Below are 26,900 nucleotides of genomic sequence, written 5' to 3' on the forward strand. Positions count from 1 at the left end.
GCGCACGTGGCGGCGCCGTCAGCTCAAGAGGCTTGCGCCGCTGTCGGTTTCGATGCTCACATCGGTGGCGTAAACCAGTCAACTCCACAGGGCCGATATCGCCTGAAAGTTGAGTCTCAGTTCTCTGGCAGGACACTGATAGTCCGAGCGACGTCGCTATACATAGGCCAGGCCCGCGCGCGGGTGACCAGTGGCCCGAAGGGGCTTGCGGACGTAGGCCACCCAGGTCAGCAGTGCGGCACCGACGTAGAACACGACGAAGACCCAGCAGGCTGACGTGGCGGTGCCGCTGCTCAGATACGACTGGCGCAGAGCCAGATTGACGCCCACCCCGCCCAGCGCGCCGATGGCCCCGGCGAAACCGATCAGGGCACCCGACATGGAGCGCGACCACTGGCGGCGCTGCGTCTCGGCGAGCGAAAGGGAATGGCTGCGCGCTTCGAAGATCGACGGAATCATCTTGTAGACCGAGCCGTTGCCGATCCCGGACAGGATGAACAGGGCGACGAAGCCCATGACATAGCCGGCCATCACCGCCGACGGCACAGGTCCATGGCGGTGTGCGCCGAAAGTGCTGACACTGACCAGGATTCCGGCGGCCAGGATCATCGCGCAGAAGACACCCAGGGTTACCCGCCCGCCGCCGACGCGGTCGGCCAGCCGGCCGCCGTACACGCGGGACAGCGAGCCCAATAGTGGCCCCAGGAAGGCGATCTGGGCTGAGTGCAGGGCAGCCTGGGCGGTGCTCTGCCCGCCGGCGACGAAGTTGATCTGCAACACCTGGCCGAAAGCGAAGGAGAAGCCGATGAAGGAACCGAAGGTGCCGATGTACAGCAGCGCGATTGCCCAGGTGTGCGGTTCGGCCAACACCGCACGCATGGTGTGCATCTCGATGCTGAACTGGGTCAGATTGTCCATGTACAGGGCCGCGCCGATGCCTGCGACGCCCAGCAGTACCAGGTAGATCGCACATACCCAATAGGGCTCGCGGTCGCCGACCGAGGCGATCACCAGGAGTCCGACCAGCTGGATCATCGGGACGCCGAGGTTGCCACCGCCGGCGTTGAGGGCCAGCGCCCAGCCCTTGAGCCGTTGCGGATAGAACGCGTTGATGTTGGTCATCGACGAGGCGAAGTTGCCGCCACCGAGACCGGCCAACGCGGCGCACACCAGATACGGCCACAGCGGTAGACCTGGGTGGGCCAGCAACACGATGCTGCCGACGGTGGGGACCAGCAACACCAGCGCGGAGAAGATGGTCCAGTTGCGGCCGCCGAATCTGGCGGTGGCAAAGGTGTAGGGAAACCGCAGGCAGCCGCCCACCAAGGTCGCGGTGGCGCCCAGCAGGAATTTGTCGCCCGCGGAGAAGCCGTACACCGAGGCGGGCATGAACAGCACCATCACCGACCAGATGGACCAGACGGAGAAGCCGACGTGTTCGGCGGCCACCGACCAGATCAGGTTGCGGCGCGCGACGTGCTTGTTGCCGGCTTCCCACGCCGCCACGTCGTCGGGATCCCAGTCGGAAAGGGTGTGTGAACGGCGCGTGAGCTTGGCGAACACGAAGGACTCCTCATGGCTTGACCTGTTGCAGACCTGGTCGCCACGCTAGAAATCCTTTGTTGCCCGGGCGCTTCCCGCAGTGACCCCGGGCGGTGAACTTCCGCTCACCATCGTGCCGGTGACCGTGTGAGGACTACCAGACGTCGCCGTCGCGCCAGTCGCACATCAGTTCAGCGGAGGTGTCCAGGGTCACACTCACCGGCAGCACGAACACCGTGCCGTCGTCGTCAGGTGTGCGGGTCGGACCCGCCGGGGCCAGCACCGACGTCGGACCGAGCCACGGCGCCCAGCCGCGGGCGGCATACAGTCCGCGAGCCGCGAGGGTCGAGCTCAGCGCACCGAGCTGGTAGGCGCCGCGCAGCACCTGTTCGGCGCCGTCCAGCAGGGCCGTCACCAGGCCCTTGCCACGCCAATCCTCGCGTACCGCAACAGCTTCGAGGTAGCCGCAGCGCAACGCGCGGTCCCGGTAGAGCAACCGGCGCTGCACCACCGCGGCGTGCGCGATGATCGCGCCGTGGTGCCAGATCAATGCGTGCATGCCACCCAGCGCGTGTTCCCAGTCGGTCTCGGCGAAGTCACCGTCGAATGCCTCGGTGACCATCCGGCAGGCGCTGTGCCGGGTTCTGTCGTCGAGATCAGCGGTGTGGACCAGGCGTGCGGTGTGCACCGTCCTTGTCTACCAGGATCCAGCCGCCGTCACGACCGCGGCCGCGCCCAGTGCAGACGTACGTACTGGCCGGGCCGCACCTGGGCGACCTTGTCGATGTCCTCGTCGACCACGACGCCGACCACCGGGTAACCGCCGGTGATCGGGTGATCGGGACCCAAGATGACCGGTAATCCGTTGGGCGGCACCTGGATTGCGCCACGGGTGGTGCCCTCGCTGGGCAGCTGCCGGTCCGGCCAGCGGTGCGCTATGGGGCGACCCTCGAGGCGCATGCCCACCCGGTCGCTGCGATCCGAGACCATCCAGACGGTATGCACCAGGGCGTCGGGATCGACGAACCAATCGTCCCGCGGCCCGGGCACCACCATGACGTCGACCAGGTGGTTGTCGATCGCTGCGACGGGCGCCTGGTCGAGCTCGGGGTAGTCGTCGGTGTGTTCGCCGACCGGCACCACGTCGCCGGCCTGCAGCGGCAGCGGCCCGATCGCCGACATCACGTCGTAGCTGCGCGAGCCCAGCACCGGTGTGACGCAGATGCCCCCGCGCACCGCCAGATAGGTGCGAAGGCCTGTCCGCGGAGTGCCCAGCGAGATCACCTCGCCGTCGCGTACATGCTGAATGCTGTTGGTGCCGAAAACTTTTCCGTTTACCGTCGGCTCGGTGTCGGCGCCGGTCACGGCGATGTCCAGGTCGCCGCCGCGCACCCGGGCCGAGAAGCCGCCGAAGGTGACTTCGACGGTGGCCCGGTCGTCGGGGTTGGCGACCAGCCGGTTCGCCAGGGTATGGGACCGACGGTCAGCGGCCCCGGAGCGGCCGACGCCGAGGTGGGCCAGCCCGGCCCGGCCGAGGTCCTGGATGACCGCCAGCGGCCCGCTGCGCAGGATTTCCAGGGTGGTGTCCGTGTCCATGCCGACCTCCGTCACACGGCCCGGAACCGGACCCACGTGCCCGGGGTGAGCAGGGCCGGGTCCGGTCGGTCGATGTCCCACAGCACCGCATCGGTGCGACCGATGAGTCGCCACCCGCCGGGCGATCGCCGCGGGTAAACCGCGCTGAATTCGCCGGCCAGTCCCACCGATCCGGCCGGGACCGCGGACCGCGGTTCCGGGCGTCGCGGTACCCGCAGCCGTTCGTCGCCACCGATCAGGTAGGCGAACCCGGGTGCAAATCCGCTGAAGCCCACCCGCCACCGGGTGCTGGTGTGGGCGTCGATCACCTGGGCCGCGCTGAGCCGGGTGAGTTCGGCGACCTCGGCCAGGTCGGGTCCGTCGTAGCCGACGTCGATGACGACTTCGCGCGTCGCCTGGTGCGGGTGCGGCTGCGCGCCAGGTGTGATGCGCAGCGTGCGTAACCGCTGCCGGGTGATCGCCTGCCGCCGCGGCCCGTCGAGCTTGACCAGCACCGTGGTCGCGGCCGGGACGATGTCGACGACACCGGGCAGCCGCGCCGCACGCAGTGCCTCGGCCCACGCCAAAACGTCAGCGGTGCAAGCACATTGCACCAGCAACGCCTGGTCGCCGTAGTCCATCACGGCGCCGTTCAGGTCGCGGTCCCCCTCGATGGTAGTGATCTCCATCACAGTCATAATTCGACGGTAACGCCGCCGCCGGGCACTCGGCACTGAATGTGGAGCACTGCCAGAGGTGCCTTAGCGAATACTCAATCAGCCCAGGATTTTACCGAGCTGCGGGGGAAGTTGATCGGCGACGACGGGATAACTCAGCGGCGACGCAAACGCGATGGCGCCGGCCAGGTCCTTGCCGGTGAAGAGATGGCGCTGGCGGGCGGTGTTCTGCGCTGCCGCCACCTCGGGATCAGCCAGAATCGCCTGCTGTTCCTCCGGACTCTCCGTGCACCAGATCACCACATCGGCTGAATCGAGCACGTCCTTGATGTGATCGCGGGGGATCAGCGCGCGGTGGTCGGTGGTGTACGCCTTGATGCCGTCGGAGATGACCAGGCCCATCTGGGTGAGGAAGTCGGTGCGCCAGCCTTCCGCGGTCGCCACCACCGTGCCCTGCCACATCCGGCCCTGCATCAGCAGCGCCTTCCTGCCCTTCCAGGAGGGATTCTGCTGGCCGACATCGGTGAACCCGGCCTTGGCGGCGTCCACCAACGACTTCATCTGGTCGGCCTGGAAGACGGCCTGGCCGATCGCGGCGGCCTGGTCCTGCCACGGCTCGAAGAACGCGTCCCCATCGGACTGCGCGATAGTCGGGGCGACGGCCGACAGCTTCTGATAGGTGTCGGCGTCCAGGCCCGCGTTGGTCGCCACGATCAGGTCGGGCTTGAGTGCGGCGATCTGATCGACCTGAATCCCGTTGTCCAGGGTCAGCACGGCGGGCTGTGCCGCGCCGAGTTTGGGTTGGGCCCACGGCCAGACCGCGAAGGGCTGATCACCGAACCAGTTGGTCACCGCGATGGGCACCACACCCACCGCCAGCAGATCGTCCTGCTCGGTGTAGCCCGCGCTGACCACCCGCTTGGGCGGCTCCTTGACGACGGTCTCGCCGAACAGGTGGGTGACGGTGACCGACCCGCCGCCGGGGGTGCCCGGCTTCGGCTTCGGGTCCGAACACGCCGCGAGCAGCCCGGACGCCGCGGCAACCTGCAGGAATCCGCGTCGACTCAGCCCGGTCACAGCGTGAGAGTAGCGCGTGTCTTCCCCGGCCGTCAGTCGCGTGGCCGCTGCTTGGGCGTGTGTCCCACCCAGGGGGAGTAGTCGGCGATCAGTTCCTCCTGCGGCGGGCGGGCCGCGGCGGGCACGTGCTGCAGGTTGATCCGGATCCGGTACCAGATCGAGCTGGGTCCGCGCATCCCGTCGACCAGGACGTCGGCGGGCTGCAGAAGTTCAGCCGCGGCCGGATGGCGGGCGCGCCAGGTGTCCAGGGCGGCCATCGCCTCGTCCCGGGTCTTGGTCCGGGCGACCTCTATCAGCGGCATCACCGACTGCCGCCGGCCGCTCTTGCCGGCGCCCCTGGGTGCTTTCTCCGGTGGACCGAGCTCGTCGGCCAGGGCCAGCAGCTTGTCCAGGCCGCCCTTCGCATCGTCCATGCCGGCCCAGGGATCGCCCTGCGCGGCAAACCGATCCGGGACGGTACGCATGGTGAACCGCTCGGGCCGACAATCGGCGACCTCGTCCCAGCGCAGCGGCATGGACACCCGGGCATCGGGGGTGGCACGCACCGAATACGCCGAGGCGACCGTGCGGTCCTTCGCGTTCTGATTGAAGTCGACGAATACGCCTTCGCGTTCCTCTTTCCACCACCGGCTGGTCGCCAGGTCGGGCACGCGGCGTTCGACTTCGCGGGCCACGGTCTGCGCGGCCAACCGCACTTTGGCGAACGGCCAGTGTGGGTGGATCCGGGCGTAGATGTGAAAACCCCGCGACCCGGAGGTCTTGGGCCACGCGGTCAGACCGTGGTCTTCGAGCACCTCGCGTGCCACCAGCGCCACATCGACGATGCCCGACCAGGACACCCCGGGCATCGGATCCAGGTCGACGCGCAGCTCGTCGGGATGATCGAGATCGTCGGCCTGCACCGGATGCGGATTGAGATCCACGCAGCCCAGGTTGACCACCCACGCCAGACCGGCGGCGTCGTGGATGACCGCCTCGTCGGCGGAGGTGCCCGAGGCGTAACGCAGGGTGGCCACGTCCACCCAGTCCGGTCGGTTGGCGGGAGCGCGTTTCTGGAACACCGCCTCCTCGGTGATGCCCTTGACGAACCGCTTGAGGATCATCGGCCGACCCCGCACGCCACGCAGGGCGCCGTCGGCCACGCTCAGGTAATACCGGACCAGCTCGATTTTGGTGATGCCCGGGTCGGGAAAGACGACCTTGTCCGGGTGGGTGACGGTGACCGGGCGGCCGCTCACTTCCAGCGACACGGGTTTGGTCATGGAAATTGATGGTAATTCGGGGGAAACCACTGGTCGCATTGCGACCTCCGTCACATATGGTGAGGACCATGCCTAGCCTGAGCGATGTACCCGGGGTCGGAAAACTTCAGCAGTACGTGGAACGCGGCGCAGCCGAACTGCATTACGTGCGCAAGATTTTTGAATCGGGCGCATTCCGGCTGGAACCGCCGCAGAACTATGCCGCGCTGGCCACCGGCCTGGTCAAATGGGGCGAGTTCGGCATGTTGCCCGCCCTGAATGCCGCCCGCACCCCGGACCGCGCGGCGTGCATCGACGAAGACGGCGAATTCAGCTTCAAGGAACTCGACGATGCCGCGCACGCCGTCGCCAACGGGTTGATCGACAAAGGCGTCAAAGCCGGCGACGGCGTCGCGATCCTGGCCCGCAACAGCCGCTGGTTCCTCGTCGCCTACTTCGGTGCGGCCCGCGTCGGTGCCCGCATCATCCTGTTGAACAGCGAGTTCTCCGGGCCACAGGTCAAAGAGGTCTCCGAGCGCGAAGGCGCCAAGATCATCATCTACGACGACGAGTACACCAAGGTGGTCAGCAAGGCCAAGCCGGAGCTGGGCTTCCTGCGGGCGCTGGGCACCAACCCGGACAGCGACGAGGACTCCGGCAGCGAGGACGAGACGCTGGCCGACCTGATCGAGCGCAGCAGTAAGGATCCGGCGCCGAAGGCCGCCAAGCACGCCTCGATCATCATCCTGACCAGCGGCACCACCGGCACCCCGAAGGGCGCCAATCGCAGCACGCCGCCGACGTTGGCCCCGGTGGGCGGCATCTTGTCGCACGTCCCGTTCAAGGCCAACGAGATCACCTCGCTGCCGGCGCCGATGTTCCACGCGCTGGGATTCCTGCACGCCACCATCGCGATGTTCCTGGGCTCCACGCTGGTGCTGCGCCGCAAGTTCAAGCCGCCGCTGGTGCTCAAGGACCTGGAGAAGCACGGCGCGACCGCCATGGTGGTGGTGCCGGTGATGTTGACGCGGCTGCTCGACGCAATCGAGGAGATGGACGAGAAGCCGGACCTGTCGAAGCTCAAGATCATCTTCGTGTCCGGGTCGCAGCTCGGTGGGGAACTGGCCAGCCGCGCGCTGAAGGACTTCGGTCCGGTGATCTACAACATGTACGGGTCCACCGAGATCGCGTTCGCCACCATCGCCGAGCCCAAGCACCTGGAGAAGAACCCGGCCACGTGCGGTCCGGTGGTCAAGGGCGTCAAGGTCAAGATCCTCGACGACAACGGCAAGGAGAAGCCGCAGGGCGAGGTCGGGCGGATCTTCGTCGGCAACGCGTTCCCGTTCGAGGGCTACACCGGCGGCGGCCACAAGGAGATCATCGACGGCCTGATGTCCTCGGGCGACGTCGGCTACTTCGACGAAGAAGGCCTGCTCTTCGTCAGCGGCCGCGACGACGAGATGATCGTCTCCGGCGGCGAGAACGTGTTCCCGGCCGAGGTCGAGGACTGCCTCAGTGGACATCCGGAAGTGGTGGAAGCCACCGCGATCGGTGTCGAGGACAAAGAGTACGGGCACCGGCTGCGCGCCTTTGTGGTCAAGAAGGACGGCTCCGACGTCGACGAGGACACCCTCAAGAAGCACGTCAAAGAGGAGTTGGCCCGCTACAAGGTGCCGCGGGAGGTCATCTTCCTCGACGAGCTGCCGCGCAACCCCACCGGCAAGATCCTCAAGCGCGAGCTGCGCGAGCTGGACGTCGACGACAAGGACGAGGCCAAGGAGAAGGCCAAGGACCTGGACGAGAAGTCCGATAAGAAGGGCTCGGAGAAGGGTTCGGACAAGGACTCCGCGGACGGCGACAAAGCCCAGGGCGACGAGGCAACGGACGACAAGGCCGACGACGACAAGGCCGACGACGACAAGGCCGAAGACGACAAGGCCAAAGCCGAGTGACGCTGCGGCGTTGCGAGTGAAGGCACGGCGGGAAATTCGGCAAAATAATCCCGCCACCTGTTCACCCCGGACGCCGTAGCTTCACGCTCGAATGGGAGTGTCCCCAAGTCGTTACGGGTCGCGGGGCAGGCCGAGCAGCCGCTCGGCGATGATGTTCAGCTGGACCTCCGAGGTGCCGCCGTAGATGGTGGTGGCCCGGCTGGACAACAGATAGTCGCCCCACTTGCCTTGCGGCTGTTCAGGATCGGCGATCGCCGCATCCGAGCCGAAGGACGACACCGCGAATTCGGCGTAGCCCTGGCCGGTGCGCATCGAGAGCAGTTTGGATATCGCGGCCGAGGGCATGGCATCGCCGCCCGCCAACGTCAGCAGCGTGGAGCGCAGGTTGAGCACCTTGGCGGCGTGCCCTTCGGCGATCAGCTGACCGGCCCGCTGCCGGGCGGCCTGGTCGAAGTGGCCGTCGCGCACGAACTCGACGAACGCCGGCAGGCTGGCCAAGAAGTTCAGGTCGCTGCCGCCGATCGAAACCCGTTCGGCGGTAAGGGTATTGCGGCTGACCTCCCAGCCCCGGTTCACCTCGCCCAGTACGCACTCGTCCGGCACGAAGACGTCGTCGATGTAGACGGTGTTGAAGAACTCCTGCCCGGTGAGCTCACGCAGCGGTGTGACCGTCACGCCTTCGCTTTTCATGTCCAGCAGGAAATAGGTGATGCCGTTGTGCTTCGGCGCGCTGGGGTCGGTGCGCGCCAGCAGCGCACCCCACTGCGAGAACTGCGCCGCCGTGGTCCAGATCTTCTGGCCGGTGATGCGCCAACCACCGTCGACCCGGGTCGCCTTCGTCGACAACCCGGCCAGATCGGAGCCCGCGCCGGGCTCGGAAAACAGCTGGCACCAGACCATTTCGCCGCGGAAAGTGGGCGGCAGGAACTGCTGCTGCTGTTTTTCGGTGCCGAACGCGACGATCGACGGGATGATCCACGCGGCGATGCCGACCTGCGGCCGTTTCACCCGCCCGGCGGTGAACTCCTGGGCGATGATCACTTGCTCTACGGGGCTGGATGCCCGGCCCCACGGCTTGGGCAGATACGGCAGCACCCAGCCGGCCTCGGCGAGCGCGACGGTGCGCTCCGCGCGGTCCATGTCCTTGAACGCGGCCACCTCGGCCCGGATCTCGGCACGCAACTGCTCGGTTTCCGGGTCCAGATCGATGTCCACCGCCCGCATTCCAGTGGTGGTGGCGGTGTCCACCACCCGCTGCGGGTACTCCGAGATGCGGCCGAAACCGGCGGCCAGCAGCAGCGCCCGGCGGTAATAGACGTTGGTGTCGTGCTCCCAGGTGAACCCGATGCCGCCGTGCACCTGGATGCAGTCCTGGGTGCACCGCTGCGCCGCGGCCGGTGCCAGGGTCGCCGCCACCGCCGCGGCGAACGGGACGTGCTCGTCGGCACCGTCCAGGGCGCGTGCTGCGTCCCACACCGCTGCCGTGGCGCGTTCGGTGTCGGCCATCATCTCCGCGCACTTGTGCTTGATGGCCTGGAACTGACCGATCGGCCGGCCGAACTGTTCGCGGATCTTGGCGTAGCCGGAGGCGGTGTCGGTCGCCCAGCGCGCCACGCCCACCGCCTCCGCGGACAGCAGCGTGGTCATCAGCGCGTGGGCGGTGGTCATGCTCAGGTTGCCCAGCACCACGTCGTCGCCGACCTCGACGGCGTTGGCCCGCACGTGGGCGATGGGACGCAGCGGGTCGATGCTCGCCACCGGCTCGATCTCGAGCTGATCGGACCGCAGCACTACCCACTCTTCGCCGCTGTCGATGGCGACCGGCAGCACCAGGATGGCGGCCTGTGCGGCGGCGGGTACGGCGCGCACTTCGCCACGGATCACCAGGCCGTCGCCGTGCCGCGTTGCGGTCAGGCTCGAATCCAGCGCGTAGGCGGCGATGGCCGCCCCGCTGGCCAGTTCGGTGAGCACAGCCGCCTTGGGATCGTGCGCGGCGATCAGCGCACTGGCGATCGCCGACGGCACGAACGGCCCGGGTACTGCGCCGTAGCCGAACTCGGCGAGCACGATGGCCAGCTCCAGGACACCGAAGCCCTGGCCGCCGACCGCTTCAGCAAGGTGCACTCCCTGCAGACCCTGGTCCGCGGCGGCCTGCCAGTACGGGGGCGGGTTGGAAACCGGAGTTTCCATGGCCTCGTGCAGCACCTCCGACGGCGCCACCCGCGCCACCAGGGACCGCACCGAGTCGGCCAGGTCTTGATGTTCAGGGCTGATTGCGATCGGCATTGGTCGCCTTCCCGTGCGCGGTTTCTACCAAGCTAACAACCGGTCGGTTGGGTGGATCTCACGGCCAGCGTTTGGCGATCCAGTCCGCGATGGTGTCGGCCTGCTCATCGCGGGCACCGGGCGTGGTGAAGTAGTGGTCGCTGTCGATAGCGACGCGTGTCTTGTCGGTTGCGGCCAGCGCGTCGTAGATGCGACCCGCATCCGAGGGGAAGACGCCGGTGTCGGCCTCGGCGTTGATCACCAGCGCCGGACAGGTGATGCGGGCCAGGTGCGGCTCGGCGCGGGTCTGCGCCACCCGCAGGCTCCACATGCCCAGCCAATTTCGCAGCGTGGTGGCCGCGGCGATGCCCCGCGCGGAGCGATTGGCCTTCACCGGGGTACCGGCATAGCACGCATTCGCCTGCCGCTTGGTCGGTTCGATACTCGGGTCAACCATGCGCGGATCGGCCCAGGTGCGCTGCACGGTGAACGGACGATCCGAAAAGCCTGCGGCGCCAACACGTTTGAGCTCGGACTCGGCCCAGCCGGTGATCGCGTGGTTGCGCGCCACCTGAGCGGCCCGGTAGCGCTCGACGAACTCCGCTGAATACGGCGGCCCGTTGTTCTCGTCGAACAGGTCCAGATCGGGATCGGTTGCGACGGGATCGTTTTCGTCGACGACGGCACCGTCCATCCAGGCGGTCAGCACATCCGGGCGGCCCGGGTGGGCCGCGGTGGCGACGTAGCCGTCGGCGGCGGAGAGTTCGGTGACACCGGCGGCGGGCCGCATGCCGGGCAGCGGAGTCACATTCGGATCCACCGCCTGGGACTGATAGGCCGCCATCAGTGACCCGCCACCTGAGTTGCCCAGTAGCACCACGGTGTCCACTCCGGCTTCGTCGCGCAGCCAACGCACCCCCACCCCGATGTCGACGAGTGCGTGGTCGAGCACGAAGCTGCTTTCGAAACCCCGAAACCTGGTGTTCCAGCCCAGGAACCCGATGCCGCGGGCGGCCAGGTATTCGGCGATGTAGTGCTCGGCGAAGTCGATCTGGTAGTGCGTCGCGATCATCGCCACTTTCGGACGGTGGCCGGCGGCGTGGTGGTAGAGGCCCTGGCAGGGATGACCGCCGGCGCCGGCCCGCGCTCCGGTGGGGGACGTCAGTCCGAGGAACTCGCGGACGATCTCACTCAAGAGCGGTCCTTCTCGCTGTAGATGGCGCGATAGTAGATGTTGGCCAGCGTCCGGATGCACGCCTCGTCGTCCGGAACCTGGTGACGGGTCAGCTGGATGTAGCAGAACTGGTTGAACATCGCCACAATCGCCTCGGCGATGAGTTGCGGATCGTCGTCGGGGCAAAACCCTTGCTGCTGAGCACGTCTGACCGACTCGGCAATGAATGAAAGCGGGATGGAACACATTTCGGCCCAATGCCGCGCGAAATCCTCGCTGACCATCGCCAACTGGGAGACGCTGATCACTTCTGCCAACCGGTGCCGGTAGGTGTGCCAGTGCGCGGCGGCCGCCTGGTGGGCACGGTCGCGGTCCGACAGGCCGTGCTCGGTCACCGCCATGGCCCGCTCGTTGGCCTCGTCCCGGAAGCGCAGCGCCCACTGGCGCACCATCGCTTCCTTGGAGTCGTAGTAGTTGTAGAACGACGCCGCCGAGCGTCCGGCCTCGGTGGTGATGTCGGCGATGGTCGTCGCCAGAATCCCTCTGCGCGCGATCACTTTTCGGGCTGCGGCATCGATGGCGGCCTGGGTCCGCCGGCCGCGGTCGGTGGGGTACTGGGGACCTGCCTGTTGCGCCGCCGTCACCAGCACCTCCCCGGAACCTGAATCTGATGTTAGATTCAGGTCTGGATCTTAGGTAGGGAGACGCATCATGATCAAGCCGAACAACCCCAACACCGAATTCGAACTCGGCGGGATCAACCACGTCGCGCTGGTGTGCTCGGACATGGCGCGCACGGTGGACTTCTACAGCAACGTGCTGGGCATGCCGCTGATCAAGTCGCTTGACCTGCCCGGGGGCGCCGGCCAGCACTTCTTCTTCGACGCCGGCAACGGCGACTGCGTCGCGTTCTTCTGGTTCGCCGAGGCCGCCGACCGGGTCCCGGGACTGAGCTCGCCCGGAGCGCTGCCGGGTCTCGGTGACATCACCAGCGCGGTGAGCACCATGAACCACCTTGCGTTCCACGTGCCGGCAGAGCAGTTCGATGCCTACCGGCAGCGGCTGAAGGACAAAGGCGTGCGGGTCGGACCGGTGCTCAATCACGACGAGAGCCCTATGCAGGTTTCGGCGACCGTGCATCCCGGCGTGTACGTACGCTCCTTCTACTTTCTGGATCCCGACGGCATCATGCTGGAATTCGCTTGCTGGGTCAGGGAATTCAACGAGGCGGACACGCCGGCGGTGCCCCGGACGGCGGCCGACCGCCGCCCGCCGGTGACGGCCGGGGTGGTATGAGCGAGGCCGCTCAGGTGGCGGCGTCGGCTCGTCCCGACAGTCCGTACAGGCTGGGGTGGGTAAGTTCGCCGACCAGCAACGTCAGTTGATCGACCAGTTCGTCCGGGTCGAGGCGGACGTCACCGGTCAGCCAGGCGCTGATCGCCTGCCCGACCCCGCCCACCGCGAAGTGGGCACCCATCTTGATGCGCTCGTTGGCGCCGATGTGCAGGGCGGTCGTCGCATGGTGACCGGACAGCAGTGCGAACAGGGCGGTGGACTCCGCTCGTTTGCGGATGACGACAGGGTCGGTGAGTTTGTTGCTGAAGATCAACCGGCCGATCCGGGCGTCGCCGGCGATGGTGCGCACAATGGTGCTCAGCCCGACCCGGGTCTGTTGCTGTATGGGTGCAGTGAGTACCGCGGCCTGCGTCTGTGCCGCGAGGTCGGCGATGATCCAGTCGAACACCGCGCCGATGAACTCGTCTTTGTCAGTGAAGTTCTCGTAGAAGTAACGGGTGGCGACACCCGCCCGTTGGCAGATACCGCGCACCGTCACCGCGGACAGGTCTTGTTGATCTGCACCGAGCAGATCGAGACCGGCTGTCAGCAATTTCTGGCGTCGCTCGGCGAACCGAGCTGCCGCCCCGACGCCGCGGTACGGCCGGGCGGGCACCCCCCCACTATCCAAAGCCATCAGTTCATATTGACACCGCGGCCAGGTACCGACAAATATCTGGAAACACGGGTACGCACAATTAGCGGACCCCGCGGGACCGGAAAGGTCGTGGAATGGCCATCCTCGAAGGGGTAGCTAAGCCCCTGCAACACGTCGAGCGGACCATCGCGGAGCCGGCTCGCAGGGATCGAAGATCCGTCCCTAAGCGCCGGCCGGGCATCGACGAAGGCATGATGGGCGTCGCGCTGCTGGCTGGACCGGCCAACGTGATCATGCAGCTGGCGCGGCCGGGAGTCGGCTACGGCGTGATGGAGAGCCCGGTCGACAGCGGGCGGGTAGATCTGCACCCGATCAAGCGGGCCCGCACCACATTCACCTATCTGGCGGTCGCCACCGCCGGCAGTGACAGCCAGAAGGCGGCCTACCGGCGCGCGGTCAACCGGGTGCACGCCCAGATTCGCTCGGCACCGGACAGCCCGGTGCAGTACAACGCCTTCGATCCGAACCTGCAGCTGTGGGTGGCTGCCTGCCTGTACAAGGGCGCGGTGGATGTGCACCGCACGTTCGTCGGGGAACTGAGCGAAGCCGACGCCGAGCGTCATTACCGCGAGGGCATGAACCTGGGCACCACGTTGCAGGTGCCGCCGGAGATGTGGCCGGCCGACCGGGCCGCTTTTGACCGGTATTGGCAGGAATCACTGGAGCTGGTGCACATCGACGACGCGGTACGGGAGTACCTGTACCCGATCGCCGTCGCGCGCCTGAAGAAGTTGCCCCTGCCGGGCGTGGTGACCGCGCTCCCGGAAAGTCTCGCGTTGCTGATCACCACCGGATTCCTGCCGCAGAAGTTTCGGGACGAGATGGGCTTCCCGTGGGACCGCACCCGGCAACTGCTGTTCGACCAGCTGATGACGGTGGTGCGCATCGGCAACGGATTGCTGCCGCGCGTCGTCCGGCAGTTCCCGTTCAACGTGTTGCTGTGGGATCTCGACCGCCGAATCAAGGCCGGTCGTCCCCTGGTGTAGCCGGCCGTCGGCCCCACAGCAGGAACGCGGACGTCGACGCCTGCCGGCGGCGACGAATACCGCCTGACGCACGCTGCGCAGGACTTGCGCAGGGCGCGCATATGGTGTCGAATGGCCGATAATGAAAACCATATTCATCAACATGGTTGGCTGATGCATGTCTTGGATGGCGTCACCCCCTGAGGTGCACTCGACGTTGCTCAGCAGCGGGCCCGGACCGGGACCGTTGTTGTCGGCCGCCGCGGCATGGACGGCGCTGAGCACCGAGTACACCGCGGTGGCCGACGAACTCGTGGCCACCCTGGCAGCGGTGCAGGGCGGGGCCTGGGAGGGGCCGAGTGCCGCGCAGTATGTCGCCGCCCACGCGCCCTACGTGGCCTGGCTGACGCAGGCCGGTGCCGACAGCGCCAGCGCCGCCGCCCAGCACGAGACGGCGGCGGCCGCGTACACCACCGCGGTGGCCGCTATGCCCACGCTGGTGGAGCTGGCGGCCAATCACGCGATACACGGCGTGCTGGTCGCGACCAACTTCTTCGGGATCAACACCATCCCGATCGCGCTCAACGAGGCCGACTACGCGCGGATGTGGGTGCAGGCGGCCACCACCATGGCGACCTATGACGCCCTCTCGGGTGCGGCAGCGGCGGCGACGCCAGTGACGTCGCCGGCGCCGGAGATCGTGCACGACGAGCACGAGCACGAGGACGAAGACGGCCACGAACACGAGGGGGAGGAGGGCCACGGGGGTCACGAGCACGGCGACCCGACCCAATTGGACTTCCTCGTCGCGGACTTGCTGCGCGCGCTGACCAACGGCCAGATCAACTGGGACCCGCTCGAGGAGACCCTCAACGGGGTCCACATGCATGACATCACCGACGCGACCCAGCCCATCTGGTGGGTCGCCCGTTCCCTGGAGTTCGGTCAGCAGTTCGAAACCTTCGTCCAGCAGCTGTTCACCAATCCCGCGGGGGCGCTGGAATACGTCGTCGAGCTCGCCGAATTCGATTGGCCGACGCACCTTGCGCAACTTGCGCCGTTGCTGCAGTCGCCGCAGTTGCTGGCGGCCGCAATGGGTAGCGCCGTGGCCAACCTGGGTGCGACCACCGGTTTCGCCGGGCTCGCGGGGCTCGGTGCCATTCCAGCCCCCGTCGTCGCCGCGATCGTCCCCCCGGTCGCCGCCGCGCCGGTGCTGCCGGCCGTCGGCACCGCGGCCCCGTCCGTCGTCGCATCGGCGCCCGCGTCGGCCGCCCCGGCACCTACCACCGCGACGGCAACAGCCACGGTCACCAGTGCCCCGTCGGCGCCCCCGCCGGCTCCGGTCGCCGGCGGCGGCTTCCCCTTCCTGGTGGGCGGGGGACCCGGCGTCGGGTTCGGCTCCGGTATGAGTGCCGGTGCCTACGCCAGCAGAAAAGCGTCAGAGCCCGATGCGGCTGCCGTGGCGGCGGCCGCGGCGGCACGCGAGCAGGCGCGCCGGCAGCGGCGCCGACGGACGGCGCTGCACGAACACGGCAACGAATTCGCCGACATGAATGTCGACGTCGACCCCGACTGGGATGCCGAACCGGAGTCCTTCGCGTCGAACCGGGGGGCGGGGAAGCTGGGTTTTGCCGGCACGGTTCGCAACGAGTCGGCCGACGATGCGACGGGGCTGACCGCCCTGGCCGGCGACGAGTACGGCGGCGGCCCCCGGGTCCCGATGCTGCCGAACAGCTGGAACCCCGGCCGCGCGTAAGGTCGGCCCGGTGCGCAGTGACGGAGACAGCTGGGACATCACCACAAGTGTCGGATCGACGGCACTGTTCGTGGCAACCGCGCGGGCGTTGGAGGCGCAGAAGGCCGATCCGCTCGTCGTTGACCCCTACGCGGAGCTGTTCTGTCGTGCGGTCGGTGGTTCGTGGGCGGATGTCCTCGACGGCAGGGATCCCGACCACGAATTGAAGAGCGAGGACTTCGGTCAGCACTTCGTCAACTTCCAGGGTTGCCGCACCAGGTACTTCGATGCCTACTTCGAGCGCGCCGCCGCGGCCGGTGTGCGGCAGGTGGTCATCCTGGCGGCCGGATTGGACTCCCGCGCGTACCGGTTGCCTTGGCCGGACGGCACCACGATCTTCGAGCTCGATCAGCCGCAAGTCCTCGACTTCAAGCGGCAGGTGCTCGCCGAGCACGGTGCGCAGCCGCGGGCCGAACGTCGGGAGATCGCCGTCGACCTCCGCGACGACTGGTCACAAGCGTTGCGGGACAAAGGATTTGACCCCGAACGACCTTCAGCCTGGATCGCCGAAGGTCTGCTGATCTATCTGCCGGCCACCGCCCAGGAGGCGCTGTTCACCGGGATCGACGCGTTGGCCGGTCCAGGTAGTCACGCGGCGATCGAGGAAGGCGCCCCGCTGCCCCGAGACGAATACGAGGCCAAGGTGGCAGCAGAACGCGCCGATCCGGATGCCGGTCAGCGTCCTTTCTTTCAGCTGGTCTACAACGAGCAATGCGCCCCGGCCACCGAATGGTTCGGCCGGCGCGGCTGGACGGCGGTCGGTACGCCGCTGAACGATTACCTGCGTGAGGTGGGCCGGCCCGTCCCCGGCCCGGACTCCGAGGCCACGCCGATGTTCTCCCGCATCACGCTGGTGAGTGCTGCGAAGTCGTAACACCGGGTGTCGAAAGGCGCCGCTGCAACGGTTCTGGCACCGCTCCGCCCCGCCGTTGTTAATGAAAACCATATTCAGTAAGCTGGGCCGCTGGGCGTCGTTCGGCCGCGAAGAGCAGAAGACTCGCTGGTCAGAGGGCTGAGACGGGAGTTGGTGTGGTGAAGCGCACGCAATTGACCGCCTCGACAGTTAGCTTAGGGAATGCTAACTTCGGGGGGCTAACGGGCGGAGTCTGCCAATGGAGATCTTAACCTCAGGTGAAGGCGGGGGCGTGGAACGCGGTGACATAGGTGGTCGGTCGGGCCTGTCGACGGGCATGGTTGCGGCCGAACCCCGACCCTCCCGGACCGACAGCAGGGTCGACGAAGACGTGATCAGCAGGTTCGCCACCTGCTGCCGGGCCCTGGGCATCGCGGTTTACGAGCGGCAACGTCCCGCCGACCTGAGCGCGGCCCGCTCGGGCTTCAGCGCGCTGACCCGGATCGCGCACGAACAGTGCGACGCCTGGATCGGCCTGGCCGCCTCCGGCGACACCTCCAAGCGTGTGCTGGAACAGATTTCGCGCACCGTGGCCACGGCCGGTGTGCTGCAACGACAGGTGGAACTGACCCCGGGTGCACTCGGCTACCGGTACGACACCGGCCTGTACCTGCAGTTCCGGGCCACCACCGCGGACGACTTCCACCTGGCCTGCGCGGCCGCACTGGCCTCCGAAGAACAGTTCGCCGAGGCCTACGACATCGTCAGCCGCATCGTCGAACGCCGGCCCAAGTCGCGCGAGGCGCGCTGGATCGCGGTCGTCATCAATTACCGGGCGGAGCGCTGGTCGGACGTCGTGAAGTTGCTGACCCCGATCGTCAACGACACCGACCTGGACGAGGCCTTCGCGCACGCGGTGAAGATCGCGCTGGGCACCTCGCTGGCCCGGTTGGGCATGTTCGCTCCGGCGCTGTCCTACCTCGAGGAACCCGAGGGCCCTATCGCCGTGGCCGCGGTCGACGGCGCGCTGGCCAAGGCGCTGGCGCTGCGCGCACACGTGGACGAAGAAGCGGCCAGCGACGTGTTGCACGAGCTCTACGCGGCCAACCCGGAGAACCAGGAGATCGAGCAGGCGCTGTCCGACCCGAGTTTCGGGATGGTCACCACCACCGCGGCGCGTATCGAAGCCCGCACCGACCCGTGGAACCGCGACACCGAGCCCAGCGACGCCGACTTCGTGGACCCGGGTGCCCGCGAACGCAAGGCGACCCTGCTGGCCGAGGCCGAGGTGGCACTCAACGAATTCATCGGTCTCGACGAGGTGAAGAACCAGGTTTCCCGGCTCAAGAGCTCGGTCGCCATGGCGGTGCTGCGCCAGCAGCGCGGATTGACCGTCGCGCAGCGCACCCACCACCTGGTGTTCGCCGGCCCGCCCGGAACGGGTAAGACCACCATTGCCCGGGTGGTCGCCAAGATCTACTGCGGCCTGGGGCTGTTGAAACGCGAGAACATCCGCGAGGTGCACCGTGCCGACCTGATCGGTCAGCACATCGGCGAAACCGAAGCCAAGACCAACGCCATCATCGACAGCGCCCTGGACGGCGTGCTGTTCCTCGACGAGGCCTACGCTCTGGTGGCCACCGGCGCCAAGAACGACTTCGGCCTGGTGGCCATCGACACGCTGCTGGCGCGCATGGAGAATGACCGCGACCGGCTGGTGGTCATCATCGCCGGATATCGAGCCGACTTGGACAAGTTCCTCGACACCAACGAGGGTCTGCGGTCGCGGTTCACCCGCAGCATCGACTTCCCGTCCTACCAGCCGGCGGAGCTGACCGAGATCGCGAATCTCATGGCGCAGCAACGGGACAGCGTATTCGAGCCGGCCGCGCTGGAGGACATGCAGCGACTCTTCACCCACCTGGCGCAGACGTCTTCGCCGGACAGCAACGGGATCAGCCGGCGCAGCCTCGACATCGCGGGCAACGGCCGGTTCGTCCGGAACATCGTCGAACGGTCGGAAGAGGAGCGCGAATTCCGGCTCGACCACTCCGAGCAGGCCGGTACGGGTGAATTCACCGATGAGGACCTGATGACAATCACCGCACAAGATGTCGGCAACACCGTGGCCCCGCTGTTGCGCGGGCTGGGACTGTCGGTGCCGGCATGAGCAAGAACGACGCCGACGGCGAATGGGCGGACGACCGACGTTCGTTCACCTCTCGCACCCCGGTCAACGAGCACCCCGACAAGGTGGAATATAGGCGCGGTTTCGTCACCCGGCACCAGGTGACAGGTTGGCGATTTGTGATGCGCCGCATCGCTTCCGGGATCGCGCTGCACGACACCAGGATGCTGGTCGACCCGCTGCGCACCCAGTCGCGCGCGGTGATGATGGGCGTGCTGCTGCTGATCACCGGGTTGATCGGCTGCTTCGTATTCTCGCTGATCCGGCCCAATGGGCAGGTCGGCAACAACGTGGTACTGGCCGACCGGTCCACTGCCGCACTGTATGTGCGGGTGGGCGATCAGTTGCACCCGGTGTTGAACCTGACCTCCGCCCGGCTGATCGCCGGTCAGCCGGTCAACCCGACCACAGTGAAAAGTGCTGAGCTGGACCGGTTTGCGCGCGGCAACCTGATCGGCATCCCGGGCGCCCCGGAGCGCATGGTGCAGAGCAGCTCCCGCGACGCGGCCTGGACGGTGTGCGACGGCGTCACCGGGCAGGGTGGGCGCGGCGCCCGCAGCACCGGTGTGACTGTTATTGCGGGACAACCGAAGACCGACGGCACCCGGGCCGCGGCGATCAGTCCGACGCAGGTGATCCTGGTCGACGCAGCCGCTTCCGGGGGCAACGGCACCTGGCTGCTGTGGGAAGGCAAGCGCAGCCAGATCAACCTGGCCGACCATGCGGTCACCAACGCGCTCGGCCTGGGCACCGAGGTGCCGGCGCCGCGGCCGGTTGCGGCCGGACTGTTCAATGCGATTCCGGAGTCGGCGCCGTTGGCGGCGCCGCCCATCCCGAACGCCGGTGCCCCGGCGGGCTACCCCGTCCCCGCCCCGATCGGCGGCGTGGTGGTGGCCTATTCGCTGGACAGGGCCGGCTCGGACACCTTCTACGCGGTACTGCCCGACGGTCTGCAGCCGATCTCGCCGGTGTTGGCCTCGATCCTGCGCAACACCAATTCCTATGGCCTGCAACAACCGCCGCGGTTGGCCGCCGACGAGGTGGCCAAGCTGCCCGTCTCGCGGATGTTGGACACCTCGCGTTACCCCGCCCAGCCGGTCACCCTGGTCAACGCGGCCAGCAACCCGCTCGCCTGTGCCTTCTGGAGCAAGCCGTCCGGCGCCGCCACCAGTTCCCTGACCCTGTTGTCGGGTTCGGCACTGCCGGTGGCCGAGGGCGTGCGCACCGTCGATCTGGTCGGGGGTGGGGCCAAGATCGCGCTCACCCCGGGCACCGGATACTTCACCCAGACGGTGGGCGGTGGTGCGGCGGCGCCGGCGACCGGCTCGCTGTTCTGGGTCTCCGACACCGGGGTGCGGTACGGCATCGACAACGAGTCCGACCGGTCCGGGACCAACGGCAAAGCCGTTGAGGCACTGGGGCTGCAGTCGCCGCCATTGGCCATCCCGTGGTCGATCCTGTCCTTGTTCGCAGCAGGTCCGACGCTGTCGCGCGCCGATGCGCTGTTGGCGCATGACGGTTTGCCGCCGGACAGCCGACCGGGCCGTCCGGTATCCGCCGAAGGGGAGCCCCGATGAGCAGACTGATCTTCGAGGCACGCCGACGGCTGGCGCCGCCGAATGCCCGCAAGGGCACCATCACCATCGAGGCGCCGCCGGAGTTGCCGCGGGTCATCCCGCCGTCGCTGTTCCGGCGTGCGATGCCGTACCTGATCGGCATCCTGATCGTCGGCATGATCGTCGCGCTGTTCGCCACCGGCATGCGGCTGATCTCGCCGCAGACGCTGTTCTTCCCGTTCGTGCTGCTGCTGGCCGCCACCGCGCTCTACCGCGGCGACAGCAACAAGATGCGTACCGAGGAAGTCGACGCAGAACGTGCCGACTACCTGCGGTACCTGTCGGTGGTCCGGGACAACATCCGGGCCGCCGCCGCCGAGCAGCGCGCCGCCGCGCAGTGGTCGCATCCGGAGCCCGGGGCGCTGGCCGCGGTGCCCGGTTCCCGGCGCCAGTGGGAGCGTGACCCCCACGACCCGGACTTCCTGGTACTGCGCGCCGGTCGCCACTCCGCGCCGCTCACCACCACGCTGCGGGTGAATGACATCGCCGATGAGATCGACCTGGAACCGGTGTCGCACAGCGCATTACGTAGCCTGCTCGACACCCAGCGGACCGTCGCCGACGTGCCGACGGGTATCGACCTGAGCAAGGTCTCGCGGATCAGCGTGCTGCCCGGCCCCGATGGCGGCGAGCCGGACGTGCACGCGGCGGTACGCGCGTGGATCGCCCACGCGGTCACCTGGCATGACCCGACCGTGCTCGGTGTCGCGCTGGCCTCCCGCAATCTGGAGAGTGCCGACTGGTCGTGGTTGAAGTGGTTGCCGCACGTCGACATTCCCGGCCAGGTCGACGGCGTCGGCCCGGCCCGTTACCTCACCACCGATGCCGACGATCTGGCCGAGCTGCTGGCGCCGGCGCTGGAGGACCGCCCGGCGTTCACCGGGCAGCCGGTCGACGCCCTGCGTCATCTGCTGATCGTCGTCGATGACCCGGACTACGACCTGACCGCGTCCACGCTGGCCGTCGGACGCGCGGGCGTCACCGTCCTGCACATCTCGGCCACACCGCCCAACCGCGAGCAGTACTCCGACCCGGAGAAGCCGATCCTGCGGATCGCGGGTGGCGGCATCCAGCGCTGGCAGACCGGCGGTTGGCAACCCTACATCGACTCCGCCGACGGACTGGGGGCCGAGGACGCGTCGCACCTGGCGCGTCGGCTGTCCCGCTGGGACTCCAACCCGACCCACACCGGGCTGCGGTCGGCGGCCACCCGCGGGGCGAATTTCACCACGCTGCTGGGGATTCCGGATGCGTCCCGGCTGGATGTGCCCGCATTGTTCGCACCGCGGCGCCGCGACGACGAGTTGCGCGTGCCGATCGGCGTGACCGCGACCGGCGAGCCGCTGATGTTCGACCTCAAGGACGAGGCCGAGGGCGGGATGGGTCCGCATGGCCTGATGATCGGTATGACGGGTTCGGGCAAGTCGCAGACCTTGATGTCGATCCTGTTGTCGCTGTTGACCACTCACTCCGCGGACCGCCTGATCGTCATCTACGCCGACTTCAAGGGTGAAGCCGGGGCCGACAGCTTCCGCAATTTCCCGCAGGTGGTCGCGGTCATCTCGAACATGGCGGAGAAGAAGTCGCTGGCCGACCGGTTCGCCGACACGCTGCGCGGCGAGGTGGCCCGGCGCGAGATGTTGCTGCGCGAGGCCGGCCGGCGGGTGCAGGGCAGCGCGTTCAACTCGGTGACCGAGTACGAGGCGGCGCAGGCTGCCGGGCACGACTTACCGCCCGTGCCAACACTTTTCGTGGTCGCCGACGAATTCACTCTGATGCTGGCCGATCACCCGGAGTACGCGGAGTTGTTCGACTACGTCGCGCGCAAGGGCCGTTCGTTCCGCATCCACATCCTGTTCGCGTCGCAGACCCTGGACGTCGGCAAGATCAAGGACATCGACAAGAACACCTCATACCGGATCGGTCTGAAGGTGGCCAGCCCCAGCGTGTCCCGGCAGATCATCGGCGTCGAGGACGCCTACCACATCGAATCGGGCAAGGAGCACAAAGGCATCGGGTTCCTGGTGCCCGCGCCGGGTGCGACCCCGATCAAGTTCCGGTCCACCTACGTCGACGGCATCTACGAGCCGCCGCAGACCGCCAAAACCCTTGTCGTGCAGTCAGCTCCAGAACCGAAGCTGTTCACGGCCGGCGCCGTGGAGCCGGACCCGGGCACCGTGATCTCCGGCATCGAGGAAGACGAACCGGCCGGTCCGCCGCGCAAGCTGATCGCGACCATCGGCGAGCAGCTGGCCGCCTACGGGCCGCGGGCACCGCAGCTCTGGCTGCCGCCGCTGGACGAGCCGATCCCGCTGACCTCGGTGCTCGCCCGGGCCGGGATACCGCCCCGGCAGTGGCGTTGGCCGCTCGGCGAGGTCGACAAGCCCTTCGAGATGCGGCGCGACCCGCTGGTGTTCGACGCGACCTCGTCGGCCGGCAACATGGTCATCCACGGTGGTCCGAAGTCCGGGAAATCGACTGCGCTGCAGACGTTCATCATGTCGGCGGCCGGTCTGCACTCGCCGCGCGACGTCACGTTCTACTGCCTGGACTACGGCGGCGGTCAGCTGCGCGCGCTGGAGGGTCTGGCGCACGTCGGCAGTGTCGCCTCGGCGCTGGAGCCCGAACGCATCCGGCGCACCTTCGGCGAGCTCGAGCAGCTGCTGCTGTCGCGTCAGCAGCGCGAGACCTTCCGCGACCGTCCCGGCAACGGCCAGCACGCCGCGCCGGACTCCGGCCTCGCGGACGACGGGTTCGGCGAGGTGTTCTTGGTCATCGACAACCTGTACGGTTTCGGCCGCGACAACACCGACCAGTTCAACACTCGAAACCCGTTGCTGGCCAAGGTGACCGAACTGGTCAACGTCGGCCTGGCCTACGGCATCCACGTGGTCATCACCACGCCGAGCTGGCTGGAGGTGCCGCTGGCGATGCGGGACGGGCTGGGCCTGCGCCTGGAGCTCAAGCTGCACGACGCCCGGGACAGCAACGTCCGGGTGACCGGAGCGCTGCAACGCCCGGCCGAGGCGGTGCCGCACGACCAGCCGGGTCGGGGGTTGACCATGGCCGCCCAGCATTTCCTGTTCGCCGAACCGGAGCTGGACCAGATCCCCGCGATCAACGCGCGCTACCCGGGCCAGGCCGCACCGCCGGTGCGGTTGCTGCCCACCGACCTCACGCCGGCAGCGGTCGGTGCGCTGTATCGGGGACCGGAACGGGTCGTGCTCGGCCAGCGCGAGGAAGACCTTGCGGCGGTGGTCCACGACTTCGTCGAGAACCCGCTGCTGATGGTGTTCGGCGACGGCAAGTCCGGCAAGACCACGCTGCTGCGCCACATCATCCGGACCATCCGCGAGAACTCGACCGCCGACCAGGTGGCCTTCACCGTGCTGGACCGCCGGTTGCACCTGGTGGACGAGCCGCTGTTCGCCGACAACGAGTACACGGCCAACATCGACCGGATCACCCCGGCGATGATCGGGCTGGCCAACCTCATCGAATCGCGCCGTCCGCCGGCGGGCCTGTCGCCGGCTGAATTGTCCCGCTGGAACTTCCGGGACCAGTCAGCCGACCACCCGTCCGGCCACACCCATTACCTGATCATCGACGACGTCGATCAGATCCCGGACTCACCGGCCACCAGCGGCCCCTACCTCGGGCAGCGACCGTGGACCCCGCTGATCGGTCTGCTCGGCCAGGCCAGCGAACTGGGACTGCGGGTGATCGTCACCGGCCGTGCCTCGGGGTCGGCACACGGCCTGATGACCAATCCGTTGCTGCGCCGGTTCAACGACTTGCAGGCGACCACCCTGATGCTGGCCGGAAATCCACAGGACAGCGGCAAGATTCGCGGCCAGCGGTTCAGCCGGCTGCCCGCCGGCCGCGCCATGCTCCTCACCGACAGCGACTACCCGACCTTCATCCAGTTGGTCAATCCGCTCGTCGGTGCAGCCGCGATATTCGGTGATACGCAACAGAAAGGAAGTCAGTAATGGCGTTGCGAGTAGTTCCTGAAGGACTGGCCGGCGCGAGCGCCGCCGTGGAAGCCTTGACCGCCCGATTGGCGGCGGCGCACGCCGCTGCGGCGCCGCTGATCACCGCGGTGGTGCCACCGGCCGCGGACCCCGTGTCGCTGCAGACCGCTGCCGGGTTCAGCGCCCAGGGCCAGGAGCACGCCGCCGTCGCGGCGCAGGGTGTCGAAGAGCTGGGCCGGGCCGGTGTCGGTGTCGGCACGGCGGGCGCCAGCTACCTCGCCGGTGACGCGGCGGCCGCTGCGACCTACGGGATCGCGGGCGGCTGACCATGAGCTCCCCCCTGGGGCCGATCTGGATTGCATCGCCGCCTGAGGTGCATTCGGCGTTGCTGAGTAGTGGACCGGGACCGGCGTCGCTGTTGGCGGCCGCCGGGGCCTGGAACGCGCTCAGCGCCGAATACGCGGCGACGGCAGCAGAACTCAGCGGTCTGGTGGGCGGAGTACAGGCGGGTTCGTGGGAGGGGCCGACCGCCGAACAATATGCCGCGGCACATCTGCCGTATGTGGCGTGGCTGCAACAGGCCAGCGCCGATGCGGCCGGAACGGCGGCCCAGCACGACATCGCGGCGTCGGCATACACCGCCGCCTTGGGGGCCATGCCGACACTGGCGGAGCTGGCCGCCAACCACGTCATGCACGGCGTGCTGGTGGCGACGAACTTCTTCGGGCTCAACACCATCCCGATCGCGCTCAACGAAGCCGACTACACGCGGATGTGGCTGCAGGCCGCGGCCACGATGGGCTTGTACCAGGCGGCCGCGGGGACGGCGCTGGCCTCGGCGCCCCGCAGCACTGCGGCGCCGACCATCGTCAACCCCGGTGCGGAGGCAGCATCGGCGGCCGACGTCACCCAGGCCGCCGCAGCCGCACCCGCCGCCGACGCCGGTTCGCAGTTCAACATCCTGCAGATCATCGTGGACCTGCTGCGTTCCTACGTGCTGACGCTGCCCGACGGCCAATTGCTGTGGGACTTCCTGTCCAATCCGCTGCCGGCCATCGAGCAGATGATCATCGACTTCGCCACCAACCCGCAGGCCGCCCTGGTCACCTGGGGGCCGCTGCTGTTCGCGCTGGGTTACCAGGCGTTCTTCCAGCCGGTCGGTTGGGGTACCTGGGGCACGGTGCTCAGTGCGCCGCTGTGGGCACCCCCGCTGCTCGCCGTCGGGCTGGCCAGTCTGGGTTTCCTGAGTCTGCTGAACGTGGACGTGGTTCCGGAGGTCCCGGCGGCGGCACCGCCGCCTGCGCCGATGCCGGTCGCCCAGCACCAGAGCTTCCCGGCCGTGGGACTCGGTTCGACGGTGGCGGGTCCGGCCGGGGCGCCGGCGTCCGCGCCGGCCGCGGGTGCGCCCGCCGGTTCGGTGCCCGCGACCGCCCCGGCGACGGCGGCTTTCCCGTATGCCGTTGCCGGACCGGATGACTGGGGGCCGAGTCTGGGTCCGACCGTGGGTGGCCGTACCGCGGCCAAGGCGCCAGCCGCGACCATTCCCGCCGCCGGAGCGGCCGCGGTGAGCAGCGCAGCGGCCCGGGCCAAGCGGCGGCGTCGCGCACCGCTGCACGACCACAGCGACGAGTTCCTGGACATGGACTCCGCCGTCGATCCCATCTGGAACGGCGACGACGCGCAGGCGTCCGAGCGCGGCGCCGGCACGTTCGGCTACGCCGGCACCATACCCAGGCAGACGGTGCAGCGGGCCGCCGGGCTGACGGCGCTGGCCGGCGACGAATTCGGCGGTGGCCCAAAGGTTCCGATGATGCCAGGTACCTGGGAGCAGGCCGGAGAGGAAGGGGGGCCGGAAAGTCAGCGAGATGACTTACCGCGTAACGGGCAGTGATGGTTTTGCGATTCGGCTGAATCGAAGAGATGGAAAGGAAGAGCTATGAGTTTGTTGGATGCTCATATTCCGCAGTTGGTGTCGTCGCAGTCGGCGTTCGGTGCCAAGGCGGGGTTGATGCG

The 26,900-nt window shown here is 68.1% G+C and carries 19 protein-coding genes and 2 pseudogenes; 11 read left to right on the top strand and 10 right to left on the bottom strand.

Going from position 1 to position 26,900, the window contains the following annotated elements:
* Positions 1 to 156: 156 nt before the first annotated feature.
* From ACZYZ9_RS24085 to ligD, 6 genes are all read right to left on the bottom strand, one after another.
* Positions 157 to 1,563: a nitrate/nitrite transporter gene (locus tag ACZYZ9_RS24085; protein ID WP_463828694.1), complete on the bottom strand. Its 1,407-nt coding sequence runs from the start codon at positions 1,561 to 1,563 to the stop codon at positions 157 to 159.
* A gap of 133 nt (positions 1,564 to 1,696) precedes the next feature.
* Complete coding sequence (locus tag ACZYZ9_RS24090; RefSeq protein ID WP_463828695.1) at positions 1,697 to 2,230, bottom strand: GNAT family N-acetyltransferase; 534 nt, start codon at positions 2,228 to 2,230, stop codon at positions 1,697 to 1,699.
* Positions 2,231 to 2,259: 29 nt separating this feature from the next.
* Positions 2,260 to 3,138 carry a 5-oxoprolinase/urea amidolyase family protein gene (locus ACZYZ9_RS24095; protein WP_463828696.1) on the bottom strand — a complete coding sequence of 293 codons (879 nt, stop codon included), beginning with the start codon at positions 3,136 to 3,138 and terminating at the stop codon, positions 2,260 to 2,262.
* A gap of 11 nt (positions 3,139 to 3,149) precedes the next feature.
* Positions 3,150 to 3,806, bottom strand: coding sequence for a 5-oxoprolinase subunit B family protein (locus ACZYZ9_RS24100; protein ID WP_463828697.1), 657 nt, complete (start codon positions 3,804 to 3,806; stop codon positions 3,150 to 3,152).
* An 87-nt stretch (positions 3,807 to 3,893) separates the two neighbouring features.
* Positions 3,894 to 4,871, bottom strand: a complete 978-nt coding sequence (locus ACZYZ9_RS24105) for an ABC transporter substrate-binding protein (protein WP_463828698.1) — start codon at positions 4,869 to 4,871, stop codon at positions 3,894 to 3,896.
* Positions 4,872 to 4,903: 32 nt separating this feature from the next.
* Positions 4,904 to 6,133, bottom strand: coding sequence for a non-homologous end-joining DNA ligase (ligD, locus tag ACZYZ9_RS24110; protein WP_463828699.1), 1,230 nt, complete (start codon positions 6,131 to 6,133; stop codon positions 4,904 to 4,906).
* Positions 6,134 to 6,201: 68 nt separating this feature from the next.
* On the opposite strand from ligD, the pseudogene fadD2 reads away from it, so the two are divergent.
* Positions 6,202 to 7,863: pseudogene (gene fadD2 / locus ACZYZ9_RS24115) on the top strand (long-chain-fatty-acid--CoA ligase FadD2); the annotation flags it as partial.
* Between the two features lie 312 nt (positions 7,864 to 8,175).
* Here fadD2 and ACZYZ9_RS24120 read toward each other — a convergent pair.
* The 3 genes from ACZYZ9_RS24120 to ACZYZ9_RS24130 are packed head-to-tail and all read right to left on the bottom strand — an operon-like array spanning position 8,176 to position 12,150.
* Positions 8,176 to 10,350, bottom strand: a complete 2,175-nt coding sequence (locus ACZYZ9_RS24120; protein WP_463828700.1) for an acyl-CoA dehydrogenase — start codon at positions 10,348 to 10,350, stop codon at positions 8,176 to 8,178.
* A gap of 58 nt (positions 10,351 to 10,408) precedes the next feature.
* Positions 10,409 to 11,524, bottom strand: coding sequence for an alpha/beta hydrolase family protein (locus ACZYZ9_RS24125; protein ID WP_463828701.1), 1,116 nt, complete (start codon positions 11,522 to 11,524; stop codon positions 10,409 to 10,411).
* Positions 11,521 to 12,150 carry a TetR/AcrR family transcriptional regulator gene (locus ACZYZ9_RS24130; protein WP_463828712.1) on the bottom strand — a complete coding sequence of 210 codons (630 nt, stop codon included), beginning with the start codon at positions 12,148 to 12,150 and terminating at the stop codon, positions 11,521 to 11,523. The genes ACZYZ9_RS24125 and ACZYZ9_RS24130 overlap by 4 nt, the downstream gene beginning before the upstream one ends.
* 64 nt (positions 12,151 to 12,214) lie before the next feature.
* On the opposite strand from ACZYZ9_RS24130, the gene ACZYZ9_RS24135 reads away from it, so the two are divergent.
* Positions 12,215 to 12,799 (top strand): VOC family protein, encoded by a 585-nt coding sequence (locus tag ACZYZ9_RS24135; protein ID WP_463828702.1) that lies wholly within the window; start codon positions 12,215 to 12,217, stop codon positions 12,797 to 12,799.
* Positions 12,800 to 12,809: 10 nt separating this feature from the next.
* On the opposite strand, the gene ACZYZ9_RS24140 is transcribed toward ACZYZ9_RS24135, so the two are convergent.
* Positions 12,810 to 13,475, bottom strand: a complete 666-nt coding sequence (locus tag ACZYZ9_RS24140) for a TetR/AcrR family transcriptional regulator (protein ID WP_463828703.1) — start codon at positions 13,473 to 13,475, stop codon at positions 12,810 to 12,812.
* A 95-nt stretch (positions 13,476 to 13,570) separates the two neighbouring features.
* Here ACZYZ9_RS24140 and ACZYZ9_RS24145 point away from each other — a divergent pair, with 95 nt between their 5' ends.
* The 9 genes and pseudogenes from ACZYZ9_RS24145 to esxG all read left to right on the top strand — a co-directional run.
* Positions 13,571 to 14,482 (top strand): oxygenase MpaB family protein, encoded by a 912-nt coding sequence (locus ACZYZ9_RS24145; RefSeq protein ID WP_463828704.1) that lies wholly within the window; start codon positions 13,571 to 13,573, stop codon positions 14,480 to 14,482.
* A 157-nt stretch (positions 14,483 to 14,639) separates the two neighbouring features.
* Positions 14,640 to 16,217 (top strand): PPE domain-containing protein, encoded by a 1,578-nt coding sequence (locus ACZYZ9_RS24150; RefSeq protein ID WP_463828705.1) that lies wholly within the window; start codon positions 14,640 to 14,642, stop codon positions 16,215 to 16,217.
* Between the two features lie 10 nt (positions 16,218 to 16,227).
* The gene (locus ACZYZ9_RS24155) at positions 16,228 to 17,130 is read left to right on the top strand and encodes a class I SAM-dependent methyltransferase (protein WP_463828706.1); all 903 of its coding nucleotides are present in this window, start codon (positions 16,228 to 16,230) and stop codon (positions 17,128 to 17,130) included.
* Between the two features lie 271 nt (positions 17,131 to 17,401).
* Positions 17,402 to 19,279 (top strand): type VII secretion AAA-ATPase EccA, encoded by a 1,878-nt coding sequence (eccA, locus tag ACZYZ9_RS24160; RefSeq protein ID WP_463828713.1) that lies wholly within the window; start codon positions 17,402 to 17,404, stop codon positions 19,277 to 19,279.
* On the top strand, positions 19,276 to 20,874 hold the full coding sequence (gene eccB, locus ACZYZ9_RS24165) for a type VII secretion protein EccB (protein ID WP_463828707.1): 1,599 nt from the start codon (positions 19,276 to 19,278) through the stop codon (positions 20,872 to 20,874). The genes eccA and eccB overlap by 4 nt, the downstream gene beginning before the upstream one ends.
* A complete protein-coding gene (eccCa, locus tag ACZYZ9_RS24170; RefSeq protein ID WP_463828708.1) occupies positions 20,871 to 24,905 on the top strand; it encodes a type VII secretion protein EccCa in 4,035 nt (1,344 codons plus the stop codon). The genes eccB and eccCa overlap by 4 nt, the downstream gene beginning before the upstream one ends.
* Entirely contained in the window at positions 24,905 to 25,213 is a 309-nt protein-coding gene (locus ACZYZ9_RS24175) for a PE family protein (protein WP_463828709.1), read from the top strand. Before eccCa ends, ACZYZ9_RS24175 begins: the two co-directional genes overlap by 1 nt.
* A 2-nt stretch (positions 25,214 to 25,215) precedes the next feature.
* Entirely contained in the window at positions 25,216 to 26,778 is a 1,563-nt protein-coding gene (locus ACZYZ9_RS24180; RefSeq protein WP_463828710.1) for a PPE domain-containing protein, read from the top strand.
* 45 nt (positions 26,779 to 26,823) lie between these two features.
* Positions 26,824 to 26,900, top strand: a pseudogene (gene esxG, locus ACZYZ9_RS24185) (type VII secretion system protein EsxG); the annotation flags it as partial.

Source organism: Mycobacterium sp. IDUB_28, from assembly GCF_055419285.1.